Source organism: Caballeronia telluris (assembly GCF_001544495.1).
GTDB classification, from domain to species: Bacteria; Pseudomonadota; Gammaproteobacteria; order Burkholderiales; family Burkholderiaceae; genus Caballeronia; species Caballeronia telluris.
This window is the reverse complement of record NZ_FCNZ02000012.1, coordinates 37,936-60,492: the sequence shown is the minus strand read 5'-3', so window position 1 is coordinate 60,492 and position 22,557 is coordinate 37,936. Positions and strand designations below refer to the sequence as shown.

Here is a 22,557-nt window from a genome sequence, read left to right as displayed (position 1 = left end):
GTCTGCGACTTGTCGCGCAGTTCGGTTTTCGCAGTTTGGTTCGCAGCGCGGCGGCGCCCTCGCGCGCGCCGAGTGCGTTCGTTCGAACGACCTAGCCGGCCACTGATACTACCAACATCCGGAGACCAAAAGAGCCAAGGGAAAACACCAGAGCGCGCATGCTTGTGCGGGACGGGGCGCGTGAGCACGCGCCCGCGTGAACGAGGGAACGGAGCCGCTCACACGAAACGAATGGCCTGAGCATCCGGCGAAATCCGACGTTCCCGCTAGACGTTTTCCTCGCCCGCGAAGACGCTGTGTTCGGCCTTGATGCGCTCGCGGTCGATGCACTGCACATGCCAGCGACCGGCCGCCGGCTCCGGCGAACCGTGCACGTACCAGAGCGCGCGGCCGGCCTGGCCTTCGGACGGGCCGCCTGCGACGTCGAAATCCAGCCGCTCGAGCACGCAGAGCGGCGAGTCGGCATGCTGGCCGCAGATGAGCGTGCCGTCGGGCCGTGCCTGCAGGTCGCCCCAGTCGGGCAGATCCACGCTCTGATGGCCTTCGCGTGACCAGCGGCGCGTGTCCTTGTCGAGCCACAGGATGGCGAACGCGCCGGAATCGACGCGCTCGAACGCATCGAGCTTGACGGTAATACGCATGACATCCTCCACGACTTCGATTCAATTGAATTTGATGAACGGGCGAGGCGCGCGAAATGCGCTTCGGCTGCCGGTCGATCGGCTTCGGCATGACGGCGCGGGTGCGCGCATGCCGGCCATGTCTTTATGCTTGCGGGCGATGCCTTGCATCGCAGCAACTTCTGACGGCGACGCTCTTGGGCGCCTGGCTGTCTGCTTCCAGTGACGTAAGAAAGCAAGCCCGATGCCGAAGTTCCGTTCGATTCGCAACGCCCCTCATCTTCTGTCGCTTCTGCTTTGAGTCTAGGCGTCGAATCTGACAGCCGCGAGGCGATCTCGTGCGCCATATCGACGCGGCAAGCCGATCGCCGCGCCGCGCACTGCCTATGCTCGGAAACACGGATGAATACTTCGTTCCCCGATGCGAACAGCCGTGCCCGACGCAGGCATGGACCGTGCAGCACGATGCGGTGCAAACGTGCACCAAGCGCGGACGCCGGCGCCCCACCAAGCGGCCTGCGCGCCCGATATGCAGATGCAGCATCGGTGTCTAACGTGCGTTGTCTAAGCACTTCCATAAGAGGAGCGTTCGTCATGCGCGCCATGGTCTTCGACGGCACGTCGCCCCGGCTGGTCGAGCGCGATCTGCCCGATCCGGTGCTCGACACCGGCAAGCTCATGATCGACGTCCACGCGTGCGGCGTGTGCCGCACCGACTTGCATGTCGTCGACGGTGAACTCACGCAGCCGAAGCTGCCGCTCGTGCCGGGACACGAGATCGTCGGCATCGTGACGGCGGTGGGTGTCGGCGTGACGGACTTCGTGCCGGGCGACCGCGTCGGCGTGCCGTGGCTCGGGCACACGTGCGGACATTGCCGGTATTGCGGCGCGGGCCGCGAAAATCTCTGCGACGCACCGAGCTTCACCGGCTATACGCTCGATGGCGGCTACGCGGAACGCGTCGCCGCCGACAGCCGCTACTGCCTGCATCTGCCGCCGCGCTACTCGGACATCGAAGCGGCGCCGCTGATGTGCGCGGGGCTGATCGGCTACCGCACGCTCGCGATGGCCGGCGACGCGGAGCGCATCGGCATCTACGGTTTCGGCGCGGCGGCGCATATCGTCGCGCAGGTGGCGCGCCATCAGGGACGCAGCGTGTACGCGTTCACGCGCCCGGGCGACGCGGCCGCGCAGCAACTCGCGCTCGACCTCAAGGCGCAATGGGCCGGCGGCAGCGATGAAACGCCGCCCGACGAACTCGACGCCGCGCTCATCTTCGCTCCGTCCGGCGCACTGGTGCCGGCCGCGTTGAAGGCGGTGAGGAAGGGCGGGATCGTCGTGTGCGGCGGGATTCACATGAGCGACATTCCGTCGTTTCCGTACGCGCTCTTGTGGGGCGAGCGGCGCGTGGCGTCGGTGGCGAACCTCACGCGCGAGGACGGCCGCGAATTCATGAAGCTAGCGGGCCAGTTCCATCTGGAGATGCGCACGACCGCTTATCCGCTCGCCGATGCCAACCGCGCGCTCGACGACCTGCGCGCCGGCCGTGTCACGGGCGCGGCCGTGTTGAAGGTGCGCTAGAACTCGACGTCGAGTTCGTCGATTTCCTCGGCTTCGTGCTGCGCGTCCGAGATCCAGTCCTGCATCTCCGGCATCGCGAGAATGCGCTGCCCGTATTCGACGATCTCGGGATCGAGCTTCACGTCGTAGGTCACGAAGCGCGTCACGACCGGTGCGAACATCGCGTCGGCCGCGCTGCGCGCGCCGAACAGGAACGGGCCGCCGTATTGCGCGAGACACTCGCGCCAGATCGTCGTCACGCGTTCGATGTCGGTCTGCGCGCGCGCCCAGACCTTGAAGCCCGGGAAGTGCGCCTTGAGGTTCATCGGCAAAGCGGAGCGCAGCGAGACGAAGCCTGAATGCATCTCGCCGCAGATCGCGCGGCAATGCGCGCGTTCGCGGCGGTCGGCGGGAAGGAGCCGGGCGTCGGGGCAGACTTCGTTCAGGTATTCGGCGATCGCGAGCGTGTCCCATACCTTGATGCCGTTGTGGACGAGGCAGGGCACGAGAATCGAAGGCGAAAGCAGCAGCAGTTCGGCACGGGCGACGGGATCGTCGACGGGCATGACGACTTCCTCGAACGGCAGACCGCTGAAACGCGCGAGCAGCCACCCGCGCAGCGACCAGGACGAATAGTTCTTGCTGCTGATGGTCAGCGTCGCATTTGCCATACGAATCTCCAGCCGGTTAGGAATGCGCGACGTTTTCGGGCAGCGCCGGCGCCGTCCGCGCTCCGATGCACGCCGCCGTGCGGTGGCGCACCAAATCGCGGCAAAACCAGCGCGTGGGCGGGAACGGCGCAAGTGCCATGCCAAGCCGAACACGCTACTATGGGCCGATGACGCGCCGGTGACGGCGCGGGTCATGCAAAGTCGCAGGCGCGTCGACCTGTGGCATATGTATTGCGTTCTTCAGGGCCTTCGTTGTGTTTCGCGCACCCGTGGGAGATCGATGAACCCGTTCGCCTATCCCGCCTTCCAGGTGCTGTCGGACCTGATGCTGCCGGTTCGCCACGGCGCCGCGCTAATGAATCACTCGCTTGCTGCATGGCAGGCCTACGCCGGGACGCCGCAGGGCCGGTCGCTCCGGGCGACCTGCGACCTGCTCACGCTGTCGGGCCTCACGCATTCGCGCCCGCCCTTCGAAATCGATTCCGTCGACGTCGACGGCAAGCCGGTTCCCGTCATCGAGGAAGTCGCGGCTTCGACGCCGTTCTGCTCGCTCGTCCATTTCGCCAAGGACGCCGCGCGCAACGGCTCGGACCATGCGCAGCCGCGCGTGCTCGTGATCGCGCCGATGTCCGGCCACTTCGCGACGCTTTTGCGCGGCACGGTGCGCACGATGCTTGCCCACCACGATGTCTACATCACCGACTGGCACAATCCGCGCGACATCTCGCTGATGCACGGCCGCTTCGGCTTCGACGAGTACGTGCAGCACATCATCGACTTCATTCAGAAGATCGGTCCGGGCGCGCATCTGCTCGCTGTTTGCCAGCCGACCGTCGCGGCACTCGCGGCAGTCGCGCTGATGGCGGCGGACAACGATCCCGCGCAGCCCGCGAGCATGACGCTGATGGCGGGCCCGATCGACACGCGCATCAACCCGACGCGCGTGAACGAACTGGCGAAGAGCAAGCCGCTCGAATGGTTCGAGAAGCATCTGATCAGCGCGGTGCCGTTCGGCTTCGCGGGGGCGCACCGGCGCGTGTATCCGGGCTTCATGCAGCTGAACGCGTTCATGGCGATGAATCTCTCGCGCCATCTGGATTCGTTCGTCGACATGCACTACCAGCGCGCGAAGGGCGACGAGCGTCTCGCCGACGCGATCCGCGTCTTCTACGAAGAATACTTCGCGACGATGGACCTGACGGCGGATTTTTATCTGGAGACCGTCGACACGGTTTTTCAGCGGCATTCGCTGCCGCTGCACGAACTCGAAGTGCGCGGACGCAAGGTCGAGCCGTCCGCGATCCGGCGCACGGCGCTGCTCACGATCGAAGGCGAACGCGACGACATCTGCGCCGTCGGACAGACGCTCGCCGCGCAGGATCTCTGCGACAAGCTGCGGCCGTACCTGAAGGCGCATCACGTGCAGACGGGCGTCGGTCACTATGGCGTCTTCAACGGCAGGCGCTGGGAGCGGCAGATCTATCCGCGCGTGCGCGCGCTGATCCACGACAACGAGGCGAGTCCGATCAACGTCAACGCGCGCTCGCAGCCGATCGTGCCGTTGCAGTCGATACCGCCCATCACGAGCGCGGCGGCCGCGAGCGTTCTGAACGAGCCGGGCAAGACCGGCAAGGCGGGCGCGGCGCCGAAGCGCACGCGACGCCGCGAGTCGATCGCACCCGAGCACATGATCGACCCGCAAGCGCTCGCCGACGACGTGCCCGGCACGCAGGCGGTCGAAACCGATGGCGAGGGCGACCGTTCGACTTCGCCGTCGGCGTGAACGGAGCAATCAGGCGGTTTTCTTCACCCACGGCGTGACGGCGGGCGAGCGCGGGCAATTAGCCGAGGCGCATCGTGACCACGGCCTCCGTCCCACCGCCTTCGCGTGGACGCAGCACGAGCGTCCCGCCGTGCAGCTTCGCGATGCGCTCCACGATCGCGAGCCCGAGACCCGTGCCCGAAGGATGCCCGGCGCCGCCGCGCCCGCGCCGGAACGGCTCCTTCAGCTTCTCCATCTCGTCCGCCGCGATGCCCTTGCCGCGGTCGCCGATCGCGATGCACGCGAGCCGCGCGTCGGCGTCGAGCCAGGTGCGCACCGAGAGCCCGGTCACGCCATACAGCACCGCGTTCTGCATCAGGTTCATGAGGAGGCGCATCGTGCTCACGGGCCGGAACGGGAAGGACGGCAGGTCGCCGAGCGTCAGTTCGAACTCATGGCCGAGACCCGCGAAGTCGCCGGCGAGACTCGCGACGAGCGCGTTCAGGTCGCCGTCGACGGGCACCTCCTTCGCGCCGCTGCCCGCGTAGTCCATGAACTGCTGGAGAATGGCGTCGATCTGGTCGAGATAGTTCTCCGACGATGCGACGAATGTCTGATCGCCGCCCGCGGGAACCGCCATCGCCATCGCGAGGCGCAGCTTCGTGAGCGGCGTGCGGATGTCGTGCGAGATACCCGCGAGCATCAGGGCGCGGGTCGCCTCGGCTTCGCGCAGCGCGTCGGTCATCTGGTTGAACGCGCGGCTCACCTGCGCGATTTCGGTCGGCCCGTCGACGGGCAGCGGTTCGGGCTGGCCGCCCGCGCTCAGATGACGCGCTGCGCGCGCGAGGTCGTCGAGCGGGCGGTTCAGGTGGCGCTGGATCACGTAAGCGGTGAGCGTCGCGAGCGCGGCGAGGGCGAGCGAGAGCAGGATCGTCGACACGAAGCCTTCGCCGTGCGCCGCTTCGGGAATCGCGAGCGCGATCCAGTACGGCTCGCCGCCGACACGCATGCGCAACCACAGCCGTTCTTCGCCGCCGGACCGGTCGTCGGCGATTTGCCAGCGCACCGGCACGTCGGCCGGGAGATGGCGGCGCAGCATCGCGAGGAACGTGCTGCGCTGATACGAGCGGTAGAGCGTCGTCAGCGAGCGCGGCGGTTCCAGCGCGGCTTCGGCGGGCAACTCGCGCCGGGCCTGCAGTCGCTCGACGAATGCCGCGCGTGCGTCGGGCGGCGCCGCCGCGACGATGCCGCCGAGCGTGTCGATATAGTTCGCGAAGGTCGCGGCGGCGCGTTCGATGCGCGGCGTCTGGACGTAATGCATCAGCACCGTGAGCGAGCAGACCTGGCTCAGCGCGACGAGCGCCACCAGGAGCGCGATGTTGCGCGCGAAAAGAGAACGCAACAGGCGCGTCACGATTCGATATCCGCGAGCAGCATGTAGCCGACGCCCCACACCGTCTTGATGAAGCGCGGCTTCGACGGGTCAGCTTCGACGATCTGCCGCAGGCGCAGCACCTGCACGTCGATACTGCGGTCGAGCGCGTCGTGTTCGCGTCCGCGCGTGCGCGCGATCAGGTTGTCGCGGCTGATCGCGCGGTTCGGCGAGGAGCCGAGCGCGGCGAGCAACTGCATCTGCGCGGAATGGATCTCGAACGGCTCGTCGTTTTGATAGAGGCGCTGCCGGCCGAGATCGAGCCGGAATTCGCCGAAGCGAATCGACTGCGTGGTGAGCGTCGGGTCGCCGGCCGCCATCTTCTGGCGCCGGAGCAGCGCCCGCACGCGCGCGACCAGCTCGCCCGGCAGGAAGGGCTTCGCGAGGTAATCGTCGGCGCCGGTTTCGAGGCCGATCACGCGGTCGACGGGGTCGCCCTTCGCGGTCAGCATCAGGATCGGCAAGGTGTGGCCTTCGGCGCGCAGACGCCGGCAGACCGAGAGACCGTCTTCGGGCTCCATCATCAGGTCGAGCACGAGCAGGTCGTAGGGCTCGCGTTGCAGGTAGCGGTCGAGCCGCTGACTGTCGGCGACCGCGCGCACCTCGAAGCCCTGTGAGCCGAGAAAGCGTTGCAGCATGTTGCGCAGTTCGGCTTCGTCGTCGAGGACGATGATTTTTGGCTTGGTTTCCATCGAGGGCTCCCGGGCGTTGTACACCGTCTGATGTTTGCGCGCTTACGTGAACAGGTTCCATAGAAGCACAAAACAGCGCCTGTGCGAGGCGCCCCCAACGCGGTAGCATAATCGCTTGCCACGTCGCGAGGGAGCAAGCCGCACCATGGACGATGCCACGAGCGTTTTCGACCGCCTGCGACGTCGCTTGCAGGCCATCGCGTACCGGATGCTGGGATCGGTCGCGGAAGCCGAAGACATCGTGCAGGATGTCTGGCTGCGCTGGCACGCGGCCGCGCACGAGACCATCCATAACGCCGAGGCCTGGCTCGTCTCCGTGACGACGCGCCTTTCCATCGACCGCCTGCGCGCCGCGAAGATCCAGCGCGAACATTACGCCGGCATCTGGCTGCCCGAGCCCGAATACAGCGCATCGCCCGCCACGCCGGAAGAGATGACGGAGCGCGCCGACGACGTGTCGGTGGCTTTCCTCGTCCTGCTGGAACGCCTGAGTCCGGAAGCGCGCGCGGCCTTCCTGCTGCGCGAAGTGTTCGATGCCGGCTACGACGAAGTGGCGAGCGCGATCGGCAAGAGCGAGGCCGCGTGCCGCCAGCTCGTGAGCCGCGCGAAGACGCAGTTGCGCGACGCGCGGCCGCGCGCCACGGTTGCGCGCGACATCCACCGCAGCCTGTTGCAGGATTTCGCGCAGGCGCTTTCTCGCGGCGATTTCGCCGCGATCCATGCGCTGCTCGCCGACGACGCCGTGTTGATCGGCGATGGCGGCGGCCGGGTGCCGAGCTTTCCGAAGCCGCTCGAAGGCGGTCGGCGCATCGCGCAACTTTTTTTCGCCGCGAGATTGCGCTATGGCGACGCGGTGCGCGTCGAACTCGCGCTGCTCAACGGGCAATGGGCGCTGCTGCGCTTCATCGAGGGCAAGCTGGAATCCGCGCAATCCTACGAGACCGACGGCGTGCGCATCGTGCGCGTGCACGTGCAGCGCAATCCCGACAAGCTCGCGCGCATCGCGGCAGCGGTCGGCGGCTGAAGGACGATGCGCGCCGCGCGCCGATGCATGCCGCGCGCGATTGGTGCCGCGCGGGCAACAGCGTGAGCACTTCGGCGGGTCTACCGGCGCGCGCCCGCCGACTCTACGATGGTTTCCGTGCGGCGCTTCGCCGCCAGCGACGCCCCGAAAGCCGCGGGCTGTCTGTCCCAATCGCACGGAGAAATCATGACTCAGCGACTCAACTACATCCAACAATCCCCGGAACTGTTCAAGAAATTCCTCGAATTCAGTAACCGGATGAAGGAAGCGGCCATCGAGCATTCGATCGTCGATCTCGTGCAGATCCGCGCGTCGCAGATGAACGGCTGCGCCTTCTGCGTCGACATGCACGTCAAGGAAGCGAAGCTGCACGGCGAGCGCGAACTGCGTCTGCACCATGTGGCGATCTGGCGCGAATCGACGCTCTTCGCACCGCGCGAACGCGCCGCGCTCGCATGGACCGAAGTGCTGACGCGCATTCCGGAAGCCGGCGTTCCCGACGACCTCTACGAGCGCGTGCGCACCCAGTTTTCGGAGAAGGAACTCTCCGACCTCACCTTCGAAGTGATGGCGATCAACGGCTGGAATCGCGCGAACGTCGCGTTCAGGACCGTGCCGGGTTCGTCGGACAAGGTGTTCGGGCTCGACAAGGCGGGGCTGCAGTAAGTCGAAGTCGCACGCGAAGGCCGGACGCGCGTGCAGCAGACAAACGGTACAAACGGGAAAAACGGGACAAACGGGCCCTGAAGCGCGGGCCACCATCGAGGACACATCATGTTCAGCCTGACCCCAACCCGCGCGGCGATGCTGCTTTGCGCGGCGTCGCTCGCCGGCCCCGCGCAGGCGGCGCCGGACGCCGTCGTCACGCCGCTGATGACGCAGGCGCTCGCGGATTACCCCGGCAAGGAAGCGCTGATGATCGAGGTCGTCTATCCGCCGGGCGGCGAGGACCCGGTGCATCGGCACGACGCGCACGGTTTCATCTATGTACTGGAAGGAACGATTGTCATGCAGGTGAAGGGCGGCAAGGAAGTCACGCTCAAGCCCGGCCAGACCTTCTACGAAGGCCCGAACGACATTCACACGGTCGGCCGCAACGCCAGCACGACGAAGCCGGCGAAGTTCATCGTGCTGCTGCTGAAAAACAAGGACGCGCCGGTGCTGACGCCCGTGAAGTAGCGCCCGCCACAAAAAAATCACGGGGACGATGTCACAGGAAGCGCGAGTCGAACGTCTAGTCGGACATGGACACTTCGGAACGCACTTCCATGCCCGACAACCTCGCTGAAAATCTCGCTTCCACGCCCCGCGCGGGCACCGCCGATGCGCTCGCCAACAGTTTCGCGACGAGCTATGCGGGCGTCGTCGCGTTCCTCGCCGTCGCCGACGAAGGCAGCTTCGCGAAGGCGAGCGACCGGCTCGGCATCGGCCGTTCGGCGGTCAGCCGCAACGTGCAGAAGCTCGAAGCGCAACTCGACGCACGCCTCTTTCTGCGCACCACGCGCAGCACGTCGCTCACGCGCGAGGGCGAACTCTTCTACCGCAACTGTCATCCGGGCGTGGAGCGCATCGTTCAGGCGATCGAGGACATGCGCGAGTTGCGCAACGGACCGCCGCGCGGCCAGTTGCGCATCGCATCGACGACCGGTTTCGGCCGCAAGGTCGTCGCGCCGCTCCTGCGCGGCTTTCACGAGACGTACCCCGAGATCGCGCTGGAACTGTCGCTCGACGAGGGTCCGCCCGACTTCACGTCGGGCCGCGTCGACGTGGCCTTGCGCGACGGGCGCATGGAAGACAGCCAGGTGGTCGCGCGGCAACTGATCCCGATGCAGATGATCGTATGCGCGACGCCTGGCTATGCGCGCGAGCATGGCTTGCCGCGCAGCGTCGAGGCGCTCGCGGAGCATCGCTGCATCAATTTCCGGATGGCTTCGGGGCGTGTCGCCGACTGGGAGTTCAAGGTGAGCGGTCATCCGCAAAAGATCACGCCCCATGCGTTCGCCACCTTCAACGACGCCGATCTCGTGCTGCAGGCGGTGCTGGAAGGACAAGGCGTCGCGCAACTCGCGGGCTATCAGGCTTGCGACGCACTGCGCGACGGACGGCTCGTCGCGTGTCTTGCACAGCATGCGCCGGACGATCGCGGCCATTACGTCTGCTACCTGAGCCGCCGGCAACTGCCCGCGAGAATCCGCGTTTTCGTCGACTATCTGACCGAGCACGCGCGCGCGCTTGATCTCGACTGTCTGTCCACGCTGCCGGTGCAGGCTGCGCGCTGACCGGCGCACCGATTGATGCGCTGACGGCAACACCGCGCGTCCCAGCGCGAGGCTACTGCCGCGCCGCCCGCACGCCTACCATTCGATCCATGCCTCACGCCGCGCGAAACGCGGTTCGTCGGGCAAAGCGCCGGGATGCCGGGCGCGCATCCCGCAAGTCGACCCCATTCCCGGCACGCGCATGAAGCCGGAGTTCACCATCGAGGGAACATCATGAAGATCGTAGTCATCGGCGGCAGCGGGCTCATCGGCAGCAAGGTCGTCAGCGAATTGCGCGCGCGGGGTCACGAGGCGCTGGCGGCGTCGCCGGCGTCGGGCGTGAACACGGTCACGGGCGAAGGCCTGGACGCCGCGCTGAAGGGCGCGCAAGTGGTGATCGACGTGGCGAATTCGCCGTCGTTCGAAGACCGGGCCGTGCTCGAATTCTTCGAGGCCTCCGGCCGCAACCTGTTCGCCGCCGAAGCCCGGGCGGGCGTGACGCATCACGTGGCGCTCTCGGTCGTCGGCACGGACCGGCTCGCGGAAAGCGGCTACTTCCGCGGCAAGATCGCGCAGGAGAAGCTGATCCGCGCGTCCGGCGTTCCGTACACGATCATCCACTCGACGCAGTTCCTGGAATTCCTCGGCGGCATCGCGCAGGGAGGCACGCAAGGCGAATCGGTGCGGCTTGCGCCGGTCTACATCCAGCCGATCGCGTCGGACGACGTCGCGCTCGCGGTCGCCGACCTGTCGCTCGGGGCGCCGGTCAATGGCGTGGTCGAGGTGGCGGGGCCGGACAAGGTGCGCCTGACCGATCTCATCCAGCGTTTTCTCGCCGGGACGAACGATCCGCGCAAGGTGGTCGCGGATTCCGCCGAGCGCTATTTCGGCGCGCTCCTGAAGGACGACACGCTCGTTCCCGGCGCGGGCGCGCGTCTGGGCGCCGTGACGCTCGACGACTGGTTCAGCCGGTCGCACGCGGCGGCGCACTGAGCGCCACGGCATCGTCCGTCACGAGGCATTTGCGCGATGAAACCCCTGGTCCCGCCGCCGCTCACGCTGCTCGACAAGTATTACGGGCCCGACTTCCACGGCCTCTATTCGACGACCGTCAGCGTGACGGGCGGCGACGCGGGCCACGGCCGGGCGTCGGGCGTCGCGCGCTCGGACGACGGCAACCTCGACGTGAACCTGCGGCTTCCCGGCGCACTCGGCGGCCCGGGCGGCGGGACCAATCCGGAACAGCTCTTCGCGGCGGGTTACGCCGCGTGTTTTCACGGGGCGCTGAGCCTGCTCGCGGCGCGCGCGGGCATCCCGATTCCGGGGGCTAAGGTTCAGGCGTCGATCACCTTCGGACGCGATCCCGTCGACGGTCTCTACACGCTGACCGCCGACGTCCGCATTCATCTGCCGGGCGTCGAGCGGGCGATCGCGGAAGAACTCGTGCGCCACACCGAGCGCTTCTGCCCGTACGCGAAGATGGCGCGGCAGGGGATCGTCAACGTCGTGTCGCTCGCGCCGCCATCGAATACGGCCGACGACGGACCCAACCCGTAGTGCAACATCCGCTTAGGTCAAAGCGCGGGCACGGCGCGGCGCTATACTGGGGGCCCCGTACACGGCGCCACGAGCCGGACGGTCGCTGATCGTACGGCGTTCCTGCATGACGCTTCATCAAAGTGACCGGCCGCGGGCGCAAGGCCCCAAATTGGCTGAACACGATCTCGACAAACTGAAAATCGACCGGTCGCCTTCCGCGATCGTCCCACGGCGCCGGCGCGGCTGGCTCCGCTACGCCGTCATCGCGGCGATCCTCCTCATCGCGCTCGGCATCGCCCTCAGGCTCACGAGCCCGCAAGCCGTCGAAACGGCCACCGTCACCTCGGTCTATCCGTCGCAAAACTACACGCTGCTCAATGCCACCGGTTACGTCGTGCCGCAGCGCAAGGCGGCGGTCGCGTCGAAGGCGCAGGGGCGCGTCGAATGGCTCGGCGTGCTCGAAGGCTCCGTCGTCAAGGAGGGCGAAGTGATCGCGCGGCTGGAAAGCCGGGACGTGGAGGCGTCGCTTGCCCAGGCGCTCGCGCAAGTGAACGTCGCGCGCGCCAACCTCGAATTGCAGCACGCCGAGATGAAGGACGCCGAGGCCAATCTGCGCCGCTCGCTGATCCTCGCGCCGCAGGGCGCGATCCCCGCCGCACAGTACGACTCGGACCGCGCCCGCTACGACAAGGCGCAGGCGTCGATCAACAGCAACCGCGCCGCCATCGCTTCGGCTCAGGCGAACGCGCGCGCGGCGCAGGTCGCCGTCGACCAGACGCTGATCCGCGCGCCGTTCAACGGCGTCGTGCTCGAAAAGCACGCGAATGTCGGCGACAACATCACGCCGTTTTCGTCGGCGTCGGACAGCAAGGGCGCGGTCGTGACCATCGCCGACATGGAGACGCTCGAAGTCGAAGCGGACGTGGCGGAATCGAACATCGCGAAGATCGGCGTGGGCGCGCCGTGCGAGATCCAGCTCGACGCGCTGCCGGAACTGCGCCTGTCCGGCAGCGTCTCGCGCATCGTGCCGACCGTCGACCGCTCGAAGGCGACCGTGCTAGTGAAGGTGCGTTTCGTCGAACGCGATTCGCGCGTCTTGCCCGAGATGAGCGCGAAGATCGCGTTTCTGTCGAAGCCGGTGCCGCCGAACGAGGAGAAGCCGGTGGTCGCGGTGCAGGCTTCGTCGGTCGTCGCGCGCAATGGCCGGCAGGTGGTGTACGTCGTCAAGGACGACCGCGTGCGCGAGACGCCCGTGACGCCGGGCGCGAAGATCGGCGAACTCGTCGCGGTGGACGGCGTGAAGCCGGGCGCAACGCTCGTGCTGGCGCCTGGCGAGAAGCTCGGCGACGGCGCGCGCGTTTCCGTGGCGAAGAAATAGCATGAGCACGATGCCGCTCGTCGAGATACGCCATGTCGCGAAGTCGTACCGTCGCGGCGTGCAGACGGTGCCGGTCCTGACCGACATCACGCTCGAAATCGCCGAGGGCGATTTCATCGCGCTGGTGGGGCCGTCGGGGTCGGGCAAGAGCACGCTCCTGAACCTGATCGCGGGCATCGACCGGCCGGACAGCGGCGAGTTGCGCGTGGCGGGCCTCGATATCGCGCGGCTCGGCGAGGCGGCGCTCGCGGACTGGCGCGCGGCCCACATCGGCTTCATCTTCCAGTTCTACAACCTGATGCCGGTCCTGAACGCGTTCGAGAACGTCGAACTGCCGCTGATGCTCACGCGCCTCACGCGCCGCGAGCGGCGCGAGCGCGTCGAGATGGTGCTCGACATGGTCAGCATGAGCGACCGCATGAGCCACTATCCGTCGGAGCTGTCGGGCGGGCAGCAGCAGCGCGTCGCGATCGCGCGCGCGCTGATTACCGACCCGAAGCTGATCGTCGCCGACGAACCGACCGGCGACCTCGACCGCGCTTCCGCCTCCGACGTGCTCTCGATGCTGCAACGGATGAACCGCGAACTCGGCAAGACGATCATCATGGTGACGCACGATGCGCACGCGGCCGGCGCCGCGCGCGCGCTCGTTCATCTGGAGAAAGGGGAGCTGATCGATGCAGGCCGGAACTGAACCGACGTCATGTACCTCGTCAAGCTGATCACCCGCAACGCGCTGCGCCACCGGCTGCGCACGACGCTGACCGTGCTCGGCCTGACCATCGCGGTGCTGGCCTACGGCCTGCTGCATACGGTCGTCGACGCGTGGTACGCGGGCGCGGCGGCGGCGTCGAATGCGCGGCTCGTGACGCGCAACGCGATCTCGCTCGTGTTTCCGCTGCCGTTGAGCTACGAGAACCGCATCCGCGGCGTCGAGGGCGTGACCACCGTCGCGCGTTCCAACTGGTTCGGCGGCGTCTATCGCGATCCGAAGAACTTCTTCGCGCAGTTCGCCGTGTCGGACAATTATCTCGACCTGTATCCCGAGTTCATCCTCCCCGCCGCCCAACGCGCGGACTACCTGCGCGACCGCAAGGGCTGCCTGATCGGCCGGCAACTGGCGACGCAGTTCGGCTTCAAGGTCGGCGACGTGATCCCGATCAAGGGCACGATCTTTCCGGGCATCTGGGACTTCGTGGTGCGCGGCATTCTCGACGGGCGCGACGAGTCGACGATCACGCGCCAGCTCATCTTCCACTGGGACTACCTGAACGAAAGCGTGCGCAAGACGACGCCGCGCCGCGCCGATCAGGTCGGCATCTACGTGCTCGGCGTGGCGAACCCCGATGAAGCGGCGGAAGTCTCACGCCGCGTCGACGGCGTGTTCAAGAACTCGCTCGCCGAGACGCTGACCGAAACGGAGCAGGCGTTCCAGCTCGGGTTCGTCGCGATGTCGAACCAGATCATCGCGGCGATCCGCGTCGTGTCCTACGTGGTGATCCTCATCATCATGGCGGTGATGGCGAACGCGATGGCAATGAGCGCGCGCGAACGCACGACCGAATACGCGACGCTGAAGGCGCTCGGCTTCGGTCCCGCGTTTCTCGGGCTGCTCGTGTTCGGCGAGTCGATCGTCATCTGCACGATCGGCGGCGGCCTCGGCATGCTCGCGACGCCGCCCGCCGCGAGCTTCTTCAAGCAGGCGACGGGCGGCGTGTTTCCCGTGTTCCGCGTGTCAGCGCAGACGGTCGGATTGCAGGCGGCGTGCGCGCTCGTCGTGGCGCTCGCCGCCGCCATCGTGCCGGCGGTGCAGGCGGCGCGGGTGCGGATCGTCGAAGGCCTGCGGGCCATCGGCTAGGGGCGGCGATGGCGATTCCGCTTTCTTATGTCGCGCGCAACCTGTGGGCCCGGCGGCTCACGACGCTCCTCACGGCGGGCGGCCTCGCGCTCGTCGTCTTCGTGTTCTCGACCGTGCTGATGCTCGATGCGGGTTTGCAGAAGACGCTCGTTTCCACCGGCGAAGAAGACAACGTCGTCGTGATCCGCAAGGGCGCCGAGACCGAGGTGCAGAGCGCGATCGAGCGCAATCAGGCGAACGTGATGGAGATGCATCCGTCGGTGGCGATGGGCGCGGACGGCCGGCCGCTCGCGTCGAAGGAAATCGTGGTGCTGATATCGCTCGCGAAGATCGGCTCGGAGCGGCTGTCGAATGTCGTGATACGTGGCGTCTCGCCGCTCGGGCTCGCGCTGCGGCCGCAGGTCAGGCTGGTGGAAGGGCGCATGTTCCGGCCGGGGTCGTCGGAGATCGTGGTCGGCAGCAGCATCGCGAAGGGGTTCAGCGGGACGCGCATCGGCGAGCATTTGCGGTTCGCCCAGCGCGACTGGACCGTCGTCGGCCGCTTCGACGCCGGCGGCAGCGGCTTCGACTCGGAAATCTGGGGCGACGTCGATCAGTTGATGCAGTCGTTCCGGCGCTCGGCGTTTTCGTCGATGGTGCTGCGGCTCGCGCGCAGCGATCTCTTCGAGCGCTTTTCGGCCGACATCGACGTCGATCCGCGCCTCGCCGATCAGGCAAAGCGCGAACGCCAGTTCTACAGCGACCAGTCCAAAGCGCTCTCCACGTTCATCAACATCCTGGGCCTCACGCTGTCGATCATCTTCTCGATCGCGGCGATGATCGGCGCGATGATCACGATGTACGCTTCGGTGGCGAACCGCGTGTCGGAGATCGGGACGCTTCGCGCGCTCGGTTTCAAGCGGGCGAACGTGCTCGCGGCGTTTCTGCTGGAGGCGTTGCTGCTCGGCTTCGTCGGCGGTGTCGTGGGCTTGTGCTGCGCCGCGCTGATGCAGTTCGCCTCGTTCTCCACCACGAACTTCCAGACCTTCGCGGACATTTCGTTCGGCTTCGTTCTCACGTCGGGCGTCGTCGTGAAGACGCTTCTGTTTTCGGTCGCGATGGGACTCGTCGGCGGCTTTCTGCCAGCGGTGCGCGCGGCGCGCATGAATATCGTCGATGCGCTCCGGGCGCAGTGAGTGCACGGAGAAACGGCTTAAAAATCCGTAGCGCGAGTGCACCGGCCCGGTGCTTCCGCGTGATCCGGTTCAGGAACGAACGCTGCTGGATCGAAGCGATGTCGGCCGACACTTGAACCGGGTCGTGGAGCCCATCATGCGAATTCTCTTTATCGAAGACGATCCGCGCCTCGCGGATGCGTTCGCGGCGCTCGCGGCATCGATCGGCCACGAGCCAGAGGTCGCGTATGACGGGCAGTCCGCGCTCGCCTTGACGGCGGCGAATACCTACGATGCGATCTTTCTGGATATCGGCCTCCCCGACGCCGACGGCCGGACGCTCTGCCGGCAGCTTCGCGCGGCGACCCCGAGCGCGCAGGCGTGCGTCGTTGCAGTGACAGGCCGCGCGAACCTGAGCGCGCAGGAACTCGATGCGTTCGACGGCTATCTGCTAAAGCCGATTTCGCAGGAAGCGCTGGAGGATGCGATCAAGGGTTGCTGAACAACGCCTTAGCGCATCGCGACGAGCGTGGTGCGCGCGACCTTGTCGACGGTCAGACGGATCGCGTCGATCAACACGCGCGCAGCCGGCGACGGCGTGCCGCCCGCCCGCACGATGAGCCCGATGTCGCGCGACGTGTTCTGCATCGTGATGTCGAGCACGACGAGCTGGTCCGACTCGCACTCGTAGTAAAGCTGCTGCGCCGACAGCACGGCCAGCATGTCCGTATGCAACAGCACGCCGCGAATGATGGCGAGGTCGGCGGTTTCCACGCTCGGCATCGGCGGCTTCAGTCGCATGCGCTTGAAATGCGATTCAAAGAGCCCGCGCGCCGGAGCGTGACTGCGCGGCAGGATCCATTGGGTATCCGCGAGGTCCCTGAGCGTGAGCCCGCGGGCGTTCGCGAGCGGATGACCGCGCCGGGCGAGCACGACGAGATCCTCGGACATCAATCGTTCGTTGGCGAGGCCGCTCGTCGCATCGTTGGCGCGCAGCGCGCCCAGCACGAAATCGATGTCCCCGGCCCGCAGCCCGGCGACGAGCGTTTCATACGCGCTTTCGTCGGTCACGATCCGCACGCCGGGATAGCGCGCGGCCACGCGCGCGATGGCCTCCGGAAGAATGAGCGTGCGCCCGAGCGGCAATGCGCCGACCGTCACGTAGCCCTGGATGCTGCCGTGCAGCGCGGCGATGTCGTCGGGGATGTGGCGTAGCTCGTTTAGCGCGCGGCGTACGTGAAGCAGGAACGTCTCGCCCTCGCTCGTCAGCAGAAGGCCGCGCGGGCTGCGATAAAAAAGCTGCATGCCCGCACCGCTCTCCATGATGCGGATGGCGCTGCTGACCGCAGGCTGGCTGATGCCGAAGGTCTGCGCGGCGCTCGGCATGTGACGGTGACGGGCGAGCGCCGAGAACAACTGAAGGCGTCGCGTATTGAGCAGATACGCGGGCAACGCGTTGCCCGTTGCAGGACGCCGGCGCGACTGGCGCGCGGTGCACCACTGGGCCAGCTCTTCCAGCTCCGCGAAAATGCGGTCGCAGCGTTGCAGCACCGCGCGGCCGGCTGGCGTCGGCAGCATGCCGGACGAGCGTCGCTCGAAGAGCGCCTCGCCGACCGATGCCTCGAGTTCCCGCAACGAACGTGTCACGGCGGACTGAGCGCGAAAGAGCGCGGCGGCCGCGCGCGTGGCGCTGCCGGTCTGCGCGACGAGCCTGAATGCGCGCAGATAGGCAAGGTTCAGCGGTTCGTGATTGTCCATGGTCGGCCCTGTACGGCGCGATCGTGCGGTGCACGGTCGTCGCTACGGAGCCTGAGTATAGCGGCGCTCTGGCGCCCCCGGCAGGGCGCCAGAGCGCGTCATGCAATCCCGTCTGCGGCCCATCCTATTCTGTTTATGGCCGCTGCATGAGAACGGAGCGCGACGATGATTCCCTGCGGCCGCGCGCCGAAGAACCGCCTGTTACCGCTGGGCGAAATCCACGGCGTGACGCTCTTCCTCGCGGCTTCGCATATCGGGCGTGGCGGTCGCGAGCGTCGGCAGGATGGGCTGCGAATGCAGCATGCGCCCCCATTCGTAGTCGATGCTCTCCGGGTAGAGCGGATAGACGCCCGCGCCCGGCGTGAACGTCAACTCGCCGAAGTAAATCCGGTCGCCGGGCGCGTACAGGTCGACGCGCACATAGTCGAACGGCGCGGACAGCGAACGCGCACACGCGAGAATCGCGTCGAGATGAGCGGGGCGCGGCGTGGGCACCGTGCTGCACGGATAGTGCCCGATCCGGACGGCAAGCTGATTCCACTCTTCGTCATAGAAATCGCCGCGCGGGTGCGCCTTGAAGCGGTCCGAGATGTGGAGGATGTACGCCTGATGCGCGCCCGAGGGCTGGTTGAAGCAATGGATCTTGAAGTCGGGCGGCACGTTGCCGTCGCTCTCGATGAGCAATGCTTCGAAGAAGAGCTTCGGTTTGATATCGCGGTAGTGGCGTTCTCTTGCAACGTCGTAGAAGTCCGTCTTCAGCCAGCTTTCGCCGAGTGCTCGAAGCTCCTCGAACGACGTCTGCGTCTTGTCATGGACGATCTTGACGAAGCCGCTTCCGTGATTGGCCTTCATCGCGAACGACGAAGGCAAGGCCGCGAAGTCCGCTTCCGTGAAGGTCTCCGGACTCGCCAGCAAAGGAATCAGATGCTCCTCGCCGATCGTGCGCTTGATGAAGTCGCGCACCAGCAGCTTGTCGGTCAAATCGGCGTACCGTGGATCGGGATACAGACAGCGCTGCAGGATCTTTTCATTGAACGTGACGGGGTGCCTGAGGCGAGGAAAGCGCCCGACTTTTTGCCGATGCGAAAGACTCAGGAAAATCGCATCCGGCAGCAGGCTCTTCAGGAGATTTTGCGTTGTTTTTGATATCGACATTTATTGTGTCCTGCTTTTGCGCATGGGGTTGATTCGTCGAAGCTCCTGCGCATTTTGCATGCCTGGGGTCAGGCGGGTGAGTGACCACGCGTGGACGGGTCGGAGTAATGATGCGGGTAGGGATGCATGCGCTTTTCGCTGCGACGTTTGGGCATCGCGTTGAAAATTGCACCGGCGACACGCGCCCCCGCGCGGTCGAGCCGACGCGTCGTCTCGCCGAGTTGATCCCCGGTTTGCGCACCGGGCCGCACCACGATCGCCGCCGAGCCGGCTGTCGCTGCGATCATCACCGCGTCGCTTGCGGCGAGCACCGCGGGCGTGTCGATCACGATGAGGTCGTAGTGAGGCGCGAGCCGTTCGAGCAAGAGGCGCAGCCGCGTCGTGGACAAGAGCTTCGAGGGGTTCGCAGGCGGCACGCCCGACGAGATCACGCTGAGTCCCGCCACGGCGCACGACTGGATCACGCGGTCGATCTCCTGTTTCTCCGCGAGCAGGTCGGCGAGACCGATGTCGTTCGGCAAGCCGAACTCGGTGGCGACCTTGCCGCGTCGCAGGTCGCCGTCGATCAGCAGCACGCGATTGCCCGCGTGCGCATGAATCACCGCGAGGTTCGATGCGACGAAGGTCTTGCCGGTGCCTGGCGCCGCGCCGACGATCGCGAGCACGTTGCTGCCCGTGCGCTCGATGTCGCGCATGAGCGATGCGTGGATCGCGCGCAATGCCTCGATGGCGCCTTCGTTCTCCGTGTCGGCCGAGAGCACGAGCGCGGTCTTGTCCAAGGGCGGCACGCCCGCGCGCTGGCTGAGCATGCGCGCCGTGCGGATCGGCGAATCTTCCAGACGCGCCTGTTCCGCGCTGAAGGCCACCGTGCCGAAGACAGGCAGCTGTAGTTGATATTCGGCGGCGTCCGGACTCAGCACGATGCTGCGCGACGTGAGCTTGCGATAGACCACGAAGAGCAAGCCCAGCAGCAAGCCGGCAACGAGGCCGCCCGCAATCACGATCAAGCGCTTCGGTTTGGAAGGCTCGCTCGGGAACAACGCGGAATCGACGAGATGCACATTGCCGAGCGTGCCGGCGCGCGTGACGTCGAGTTCGTTCGACTTGCCCTGCATCGCCACGTAGATGCTCTCCGCGACCTTGGCTTCCCGCGTCAGGTCGGCCGCCCTGCGGTCCGACTCGGGCAACTGGCTGAAGCGGCTTTCCAGTTCCGCCTTCTGCTGCTTCAAGAGCCCGAGCTGCTCGTCCATAGTTTGCATGTCGCGCGTGCCGGGGCCGAAGCGGCTCGCCACCTCGGCGCGCTGCATGTCGAGTGCGGCAATTTGCTTGTCGATGTCGAGCGTGCTCTTGAGGTACGAATCCGCTTCCGAACTGGGTGTCATCGAGTCGGCGTTGGTTCGATAGTCGCTAAGGTTGGTCTCCGTGCGCTTGAGTTGTTCCTTCAGCCGGGGCAGTTCGCTCTGAATGAATTCGCGCGTGCTGCCCGCTTCGGTCCGGCGCTGATCGACATGCGAGGCGATATACGTCTGCGCAATCGCATTCGTGATGTCTTGCGCGAGTTTCGGGTCCTTGTCTTCGTAGGAAATCTGCACGACGCCAGATTCCTTCTGGGGCTCGGATGCCTTGACCTGCTTGCTAAACCGCTGCAACGCCGAATATTCGCTCAGGCGCTCGACCGTGAATTCGGTGCCGGGCCGCGCGACGAGGCGGCTCACCAGAATGGACAAGCCATCCTTCTGCGCGAGCGAACCCGCGGTGCCTTCAATCAGCGTGTTGCCGTCTTTGTCGATCAGTTGATAGCGCTGGTCGGCGAGTGCGCGCAGCGTCATTTCCTGATTGATGTAGCGCGACGGCACATCGAGCGTCTGCACGTCGATCTTTTCGCCGCCCCACGCATAGGCGTGCAGGCCGAGAAAGGCCGCCATCGGTTGATCGGACGAACGAGCAGCCGCGATCAGTTCGGAGATGCGCCCGATGACAGGCACCTCATCCGGTGTCACGAGAATGTCCTGCTTGTACTTCTGAATGACCGGCCACAGTACCGTGCGGCTCAGGATGATCTGCATCTCGGCATCGCTCGGCAGGGTCTTCGGAACAACTTCCTGCGAGCCGCGTCCCGAACGTGAATTGAGGCCGAGCGCGTTCGAGTTCGGATATTCGACTCGCACGATGGCGTCGGCTGTGTAGCTCGGAACCGACAGCAATGCATAGCCGATAGCCAGGCACGTGACGGCCACTACGATCAATACGACGCCCCAGACATTGTCGACCGCCGCCTGGTAAAGGCTTGCGGTCGTGGACGTTACGGTCGGGCCGCCGCGCGCGGGGACATAGTCAAGACTCGGTGTATTCATACGAAGACTTCCTCATTCGCTCGACACATGCAACTGCGCCTCGTGGTTCTCTGTCGGAGCGCTCTGCTTGAGCGCATCGCTGTAGACCTTCAGGTAGGCTGCAACCATCCTGTCGGGACTGAAAGAATCAGCGTAGCGTAAAAGCCGGTCGTGCGTTTCAGGATCCCGCGCCATCTCGATCGCATCGTGAATCCTTTCGATCAGAGATTGCGGCTTGTCGATGTCGAAGACGAGATGGGAAGTCGGTTCGATCACCTCCGGAATGCCGCCGGTGTTGGCGCCGACGACAGGTATCCCCTGCGAGTACGCTTCGACGATCACGCGGCCAAACGGCTCGTTCCACCGCGACGGGACGACCAGCACGTCGAGTTCGCGCAGGAAGCTCGACGCATCGACATGGCCGAGGAATCGCACGCGCGCGTCGTTGTAGCGCGACTTCAGGCTGGCGACGTAATCACCGTCGCCGGTTCCGCCGATCGTCAGTTTCCAGTTGAGCGAGTTGTCCTTCATCAGTTCGTCGATCAGCAGCTCGATACCCTTTTCGGGCGAAATGCGGCCGAGCATGCCGAGCCGAACGACGTCCTTGACCGACGGCGCGGTGGAGACCGGGGGCTCGCCGGCATCGGAGAAATGACAGTCGCTGATGACGCGTGTCGAGGACGCCGCGGGGAAGAAGCCGTTGTCGAGATGCTTCTGGAGCACGAAGCGGCTGACGCCGATGGCGATGTCGACCTTTTCCGACTGTGTTCGCTTGTGACCCGCGTAGCACGCACAAAGCGTGCATTGACGCTCGCAACTCCGATTGTTGGAGAGCATCGTCGCCGCGGGGCACAAGAGATAATAGTCGCGCGTCGTATGAACGACCGGCAGGCCGGCGTTCTTCGCAATCCGCCAAAGATCAACCGACAGACACGAGAGATTGCTCGTGCTCACGAGGTCCGGCTTCTCGCGAGCCACGACGGTTTTCAGCTTGCGCGCCATGATGAGGTTGTGCGTGTCGATGGCATGCCATACGAGCTTCGCTACGCGCGATCGCTTGCCCGCGCGATGGGGCCAGTAGACATTCGCGAAGCGAAGCCGCCATATCTTCACGCCATTGAGCTTGCTGATGTGATCGACACCGGTGCCGGTCGCGCATACGACAGTGACGTCGACGCCGGCCGCGGCAAGACCTTCCGCGAGCAGTTGCGTCGAGACTTCGGCGCCGCCCACGACATCGGGGTAATACAGGGTGTTCGCAATCAATACCTTCATAGAGAACTCCTGATGGCGTCCCATCCGATCAGTCGATCTGATTTCATACCTTTCGTTTTGCTAACTATATGCTTGGGAAAAAACATTC

Annotated in this window: 21 protein-coding genes; 13 read left to right on the top strand and 8 right to left on the bottom strand. The window is 66.0% G+C overall.

The genetic code is table 11. The features are described 5' to 3' along the window. Positions 1-266: 266 nt before the first annotated feature. Positions 267-641: a DUF3564 domain-containing protein gene (locus tag AWB66_RS16890; RefSeq protein ID WP_087631333.1), complete on the bottom strand. Its 375-nt coding sequence runs from the start codon at positions 639-641 to the stop codon at positions 267-269. Positions 642-1,214: 573 nt separating this feature from the next. On the opposite strand from AWB66_RS16890, the gene AWB66_RS16885 reads away from it, so the two are divergent. Beyond that, entirely contained in the window at positions 1,215-2,201 is a 987-nt protein-coding gene (locus AWB66_RS16885) for a zinc-dependent alcohol dehydrogenase family protein (RefSeq protein WP_087631332.1), read from the top strand. Here the strand turns inward: AWB66_RS16885 and AWB66_RS16880 are convergent. Beyond that, the gene (locus AWB66_RS16880; protein ID WP_087631331.1) at positions 2,198-2,851 is read right to left on the bottom strand and encodes a glutathione S-transferase family protein; all 654 of its coding nucleotides are present in this window, start codon (positions 2,849-2,851) and stop codon (positions 2,198-2,200) included. The two genes, AWB66_RS16885 and AWB66_RS16880, sit on opposite strands and share 4 nt — an antisense overlap. Before the next feature lie 280 nt (positions 2,852-3,131). On the opposite strand from AWB66_RS16880, the gene AWB66_RS16875 reads away from it, so the two are divergent. After that, complete coding sequence (locus AWB66_RS16875; RefSeq protein ID WP_087631330.1) at positions 3,132-4,634, top strand: polyhydroxyalkanoate depolymerase; 1,503 nt, start codon at positions 3,132-3,134, stop codon at positions 4,632-4,634. A 58-nt stretch (positions 4,635-4,692) separates the two neighbouring features. Here the strand turns inward: AWB66_RS16875 and AWB66_RS16870 are convergent, their stop codons facing one another. Next, on the bottom strand, positions 4,693-6,030 hold the full coding sequence (locus AWB66_RS16870) for an ATP-binding protein (protein WP_235021148.1): 1,338 nt from the start codon (positions 6,028-6,030) through the stop codon (positions 4,693-4,695). Beyond that, the gene (locus AWB66_RS16865) at positions 6,024-6,737 is read right to left on the bottom strand and encodes a response regulator (RefSeq protein WP_087631329.1); all 714 of its coding nucleotides are present in this window, start codon (positions 6,735-6,737) and stop codon (positions 6,024-6,026) included. Before AWB66_RS16865 ends, AWB66_RS16870 begins: the two co-directional genes overlap by 7 nt. Before the next feature lie 145 nt (positions 6,738-6,882). Between AWB66_RS16865 and AWB66_RS16860 the strand changes: the two genes are divergently transcribed. From AWB66_RS16860 to AWB66_RS16810, 11 genes are all read left to right on the top strand, one after another. Next, on the top strand, positions 6,883-7,761 hold the full coding sequence (locus tag AWB66_RS16860) for an RNA polymerase sigma-70 factor (protein ID WP_087631328.1): 879 nt from the start codon (positions 6,883-6,885) through the stop codon (positions 7,759-7,761). Positions 7,762-7,947: 186 nt separating this feature from the next. Next, entirely contained in the window at positions 7,948-8,427 is a 480-nt protein-coding gene (locus tag AWB66_RS16855; protein WP_087631327.1) for a carboxymuconolactone decarboxylase family protein, read from the top strand. A 108-nt stretch (positions 8,428-8,535) separates the two neighbouring features. Next, on the top strand, positions 8,536-8,940 hold the full coding sequence (locus AWB66_RS16850; RefSeq protein WP_087631326.1) for a cupin domain-containing protein: 405 nt from the start codon (positions 8,536-8,538) through the stop codon (positions 8,938-8,940). 89 nt (positions 8,941-9,029) lie between these two features. Further along, the gene (locus AWB66_RS16845) at positions 9,030-10,040 is read left to right on the top strand and encodes a LysR family transcriptional regulator (protein ID WP_235021138.1); all 1,011 of its coding nucleotides are present in this window, start codon (positions 9,030-9,032) and stop codon (positions 10,038-10,040) included. A gap of 213 nt (positions 10,041-10,253) precedes the next feature. Further along, on the top strand, positions 10,254-11,012 hold the full coding sequence (locus AWB66_RS16840; RefSeq protein ID WP_087631324.1) for an SDR family oxidoreductase: 759 nt from the start codon (positions 10,254-10,256) through the stop codon (positions 11,010-11,012). Positions 11,013-11,048: 36 nt separating this feature from the next. Then, positions 11,049-11,576, top strand: coding sequence for an Ohr family peroxiredoxin (locus tag AWB66_RS16835; RefSeq protein WP_087631323.1), 528 nt, complete (start codon positions 11,049-11,051; stop codon positions 11,574-11,576). Between the two features lie 151 nt (positions 11,577-11,727). After that, the gene (locus AWB66_RS16830; RefSeq protein WP_235021137.1) at positions 11,728-12,936 is read left to right on the top strand and encodes an efflux RND transporter periplasmic adaptor subunit; all 1,209 of its coding nucleotides are present in this window, start codon (positions 11,728-11,730) and stop codon (positions 12,934-12,936) included. A 1-nt stretch (position 12,937) separates the two neighbouring features. Next, positions 12,938-13,630 carry an ABC transporter ATP-binding protein gene (locus tag AWB66_RS16825; protein WP_087631321.1) on the top strand — a complete coding sequence of 231 codons (693 nt, stop codon included), beginning with the start codon at positions 12,938-12,940 and terminating at the stop codon, positions 13,628-13,630. A 9-nt stretch (positions 13,631-13,639) separates the two neighbouring features. Continuing rightward, positions 13,640-14,794, top strand: a complete 1,155-nt coding sequence (locus AWB66_RS16820; RefSeq protein ID WP_087631320.1) for an ABC transporter permease — start codon at positions 13,640-13,642, stop codon at positions 14,792-14,794. Between the two features lie 8 nt (positions 14,795-14,802). Then, positions 14,803-15,969, top strand: a complete 1,167-nt coding sequence (locus tag AWB66_RS16815; protein ID WP_087631319.1) for an ABC transporter permease — start codon at positions 14,803-14,805, stop codon at positions 15,967-15,969. 136 nt (positions 15,970-16,105) lie between these two features. Further along, on the top strand, positions 16,106-16,450 hold the full coding sequence (locus tag AWB66_RS16810; protein ID WP_087631318.1) for a response regulator: 345 nt from the start codon (positions 16,106-16,108) through the stop codon (positions 16,448-16,450). Positions 16,451-16,458: 8 nt separating this feature from the next. On the opposite strand, the gene AWB66_RS16805 is transcribed toward AWB66_RS16810, so the two are convergent. The 4 genes from AWB66_RS16805 to AWB66_RS16790 form a co-directional block, all read right to left on the bottom strand. Then, positions 16,459-17,706, bottom strand: a complete 1,248-nt coding sequence (locus AWB66_RS16805; protein ID WP_087631317.1) for a LysR family transcriptional regulator — start codon at positions 17,704-17,706, stop codon at positions 16,459-16,461. A 201-nt stretch (positions 17,707-17,907) separates the two neighbouring features. After that, positions 17,908-18,861, bottom strand: a complete 954-nt coding sequence (locus AWB66_RS16800; RefSeq protein ID WP_087631316.1) for an ATP-grasp fold amidoligase family protein — start codon at positions 18,859-18,861, stop codon at positions 17,908-17,910. 68 nt (positions 18,862-18,929) lie between these two features. Next, entirely contained in the window at positions 18,930-21,215 is a 2,286-nt protein-coding gene (locus AWB66_RS16795; RefSeq protein ID WP_087631315.1) for a polysaccharide biosynthesis tyrosine autokinase, read from the bottom strand. Positions 21,216-21,227: 12 nt separating this feature from the next. After that, positions 21,228-22,469, bottom strand: a complete 1,242-nt coding sequence (locus AWB66_RS16790; RefSeq protein ID WP_087631314.1) for a glycosyltransferase family 4 protein — start codon at positions 22,467-22,469, stop codon at positions 21,228-21,230. Positions 22,470-22,557 lie beyond the last annotated feature (88 nt).

What these genes read in the sequence shown, in the direction of transcription:
- AWB66_RS16875 (WP_087631330.1), top strand. Translation starts at nt 3,132, where the DNA reads ATGAACCCGTTCGCCTATCCCGCCTTCCAGGTGCTGTCGGACCTGATG.
- AWB66_RS16845 (WP_235021138.1), top strand. Translation starts at nt 9,030, where the DNA reads ATGCCCGACAACCTCGCTGAAAATCTCGCTTCCACGCCCCGCGCGGGC.
- AWB66_RS16795 (WP_087631315.1), bottom strand. Translation starts at nt 21,215, where the DNA reads ATGAATACACCGAGTCTTGACTATGTCCCCGCGCGCGGCGGCCCGACC.
- AWB66_RS16860 (WP_087631328.1), top strand. Translation starts at nt 6,883, where the DNA reads ATGGACGATGCCACGAGCGTTTTCGACCGCCTGCGACGTCGCTTGCAG.
- AWB66_RS16885 (WP_087631332.1), top strand. Translation starts at nt 1,215, where the DNA reads ATGCGCGCCATGGTCTTCGACGGCACGTCGCCCCGGCTGGTCGAGCGC.
- AWB66_RS16825 (WP_087631321.1), top strand. Translation starts at nt 12,938, where the DNA reads ATGAGCACGATGCCGCTCGTCGAGATACGCCATGTCGCGAAGTCGTAC.
- AWB66_RS16805 (WP_087631317.1), bottom strand. Translation starts at nt 17,706, where the DNA reads ATGGACAATCACGAACCGCTGAACCTTGCCTATCTGCGCGCATTCAGG.
- AWB66_RS16790 (WP_087631314.1), bottom strand. Translation starts at nt 22,469, where the DNA reads ATGAAGGTATTGATTGCGAACACCCTGTATTACCCCGATGTCGTGGGC.
- AWB66_RS16800 (WP_087631316.1), bottom strand. Translation starts at nt 18,861, where the DNA reads ATGTCGATATCAAAAACAACGCAAAATCTCCTGAAGAGCCTGCTGCCG.
- AWB66_RS16880 (WP_087631331.1), bottom strand. Translation starts at nt 2,851, where the DNA reads ATGGCAAATGCGACGCTGACCATCAGCAGCAAGAACTATTCGTCCTGG.
- AWB66_RS16890 (WP_087631333.1), bottom strand. Translation starts at nt 641, where the DNA reads ATGCGTATTACCGTCAAGCTCGATGCGTTCGAGCGCGTCGATTCCGGC.
- AWB66_RS16815 (WP_087631319.1), top strand. Translation starts at nt 14,803, where the DNA reads ATGGCGATTCCGCTTTCTTATGTCGCGCGCAACCTGTGGGCCCGGCGG.
- AWB66_RS16810 (WP_087631318.1), top strand. Translation starts at nt 16,106, where the DNA reads ATGCGAATTCTCTTTATCGAAGACGATCCGCGCCTCGCGGATGCGTTC.
- AWB66_RS16835 (WP_087631323.1), top strand. Translation starts at nt 11,049, where the DNA reads ATGAAACCCCTGGTCCCGCCGCCGCTCACGCTGCTCGACAAGTATTAC.
- AWB66_RS16850 (WP_087631326.1), top strand. Translation starts at nt 8,536, where the DNA reads ATGTTCAGCCTGACCCCAACCCGCGCGGCGATGCTGCTTTGCGCGGCG.
- AWB66_RS16865 (WP_087631329.1), bottom strand. Translation starts at nt 6,737, where the DNA reads ATGGAAACCAAGCCAAAAATCATCGTCCTCGACGACGAAGCCGAACTG.
- AWB66_RS16820 (WP_087631320.1), top strand. Translation starts at nt 13,640, where the DNA reads ATGTACCTCGTCAAGCTGATCACCCGCAACGCGCTGCGCCACCGGCTG.
- AWB66_RS16855 (WP_087631327.1), top strand. Translation starts at nt 7,948, where the DNA reads ATGACTCAGCGACTCAACTACATCCAACAATCCCCGGAACTGTTCAAG.
- AWB66_RS16840 (WP_087631324.1), top strand. Translation starts at nt 10,254, where the DNA reads ATGAAGATCGTAGTCATCGGCGGCAGCGGGCTCATCGGCAGCAAGGTC.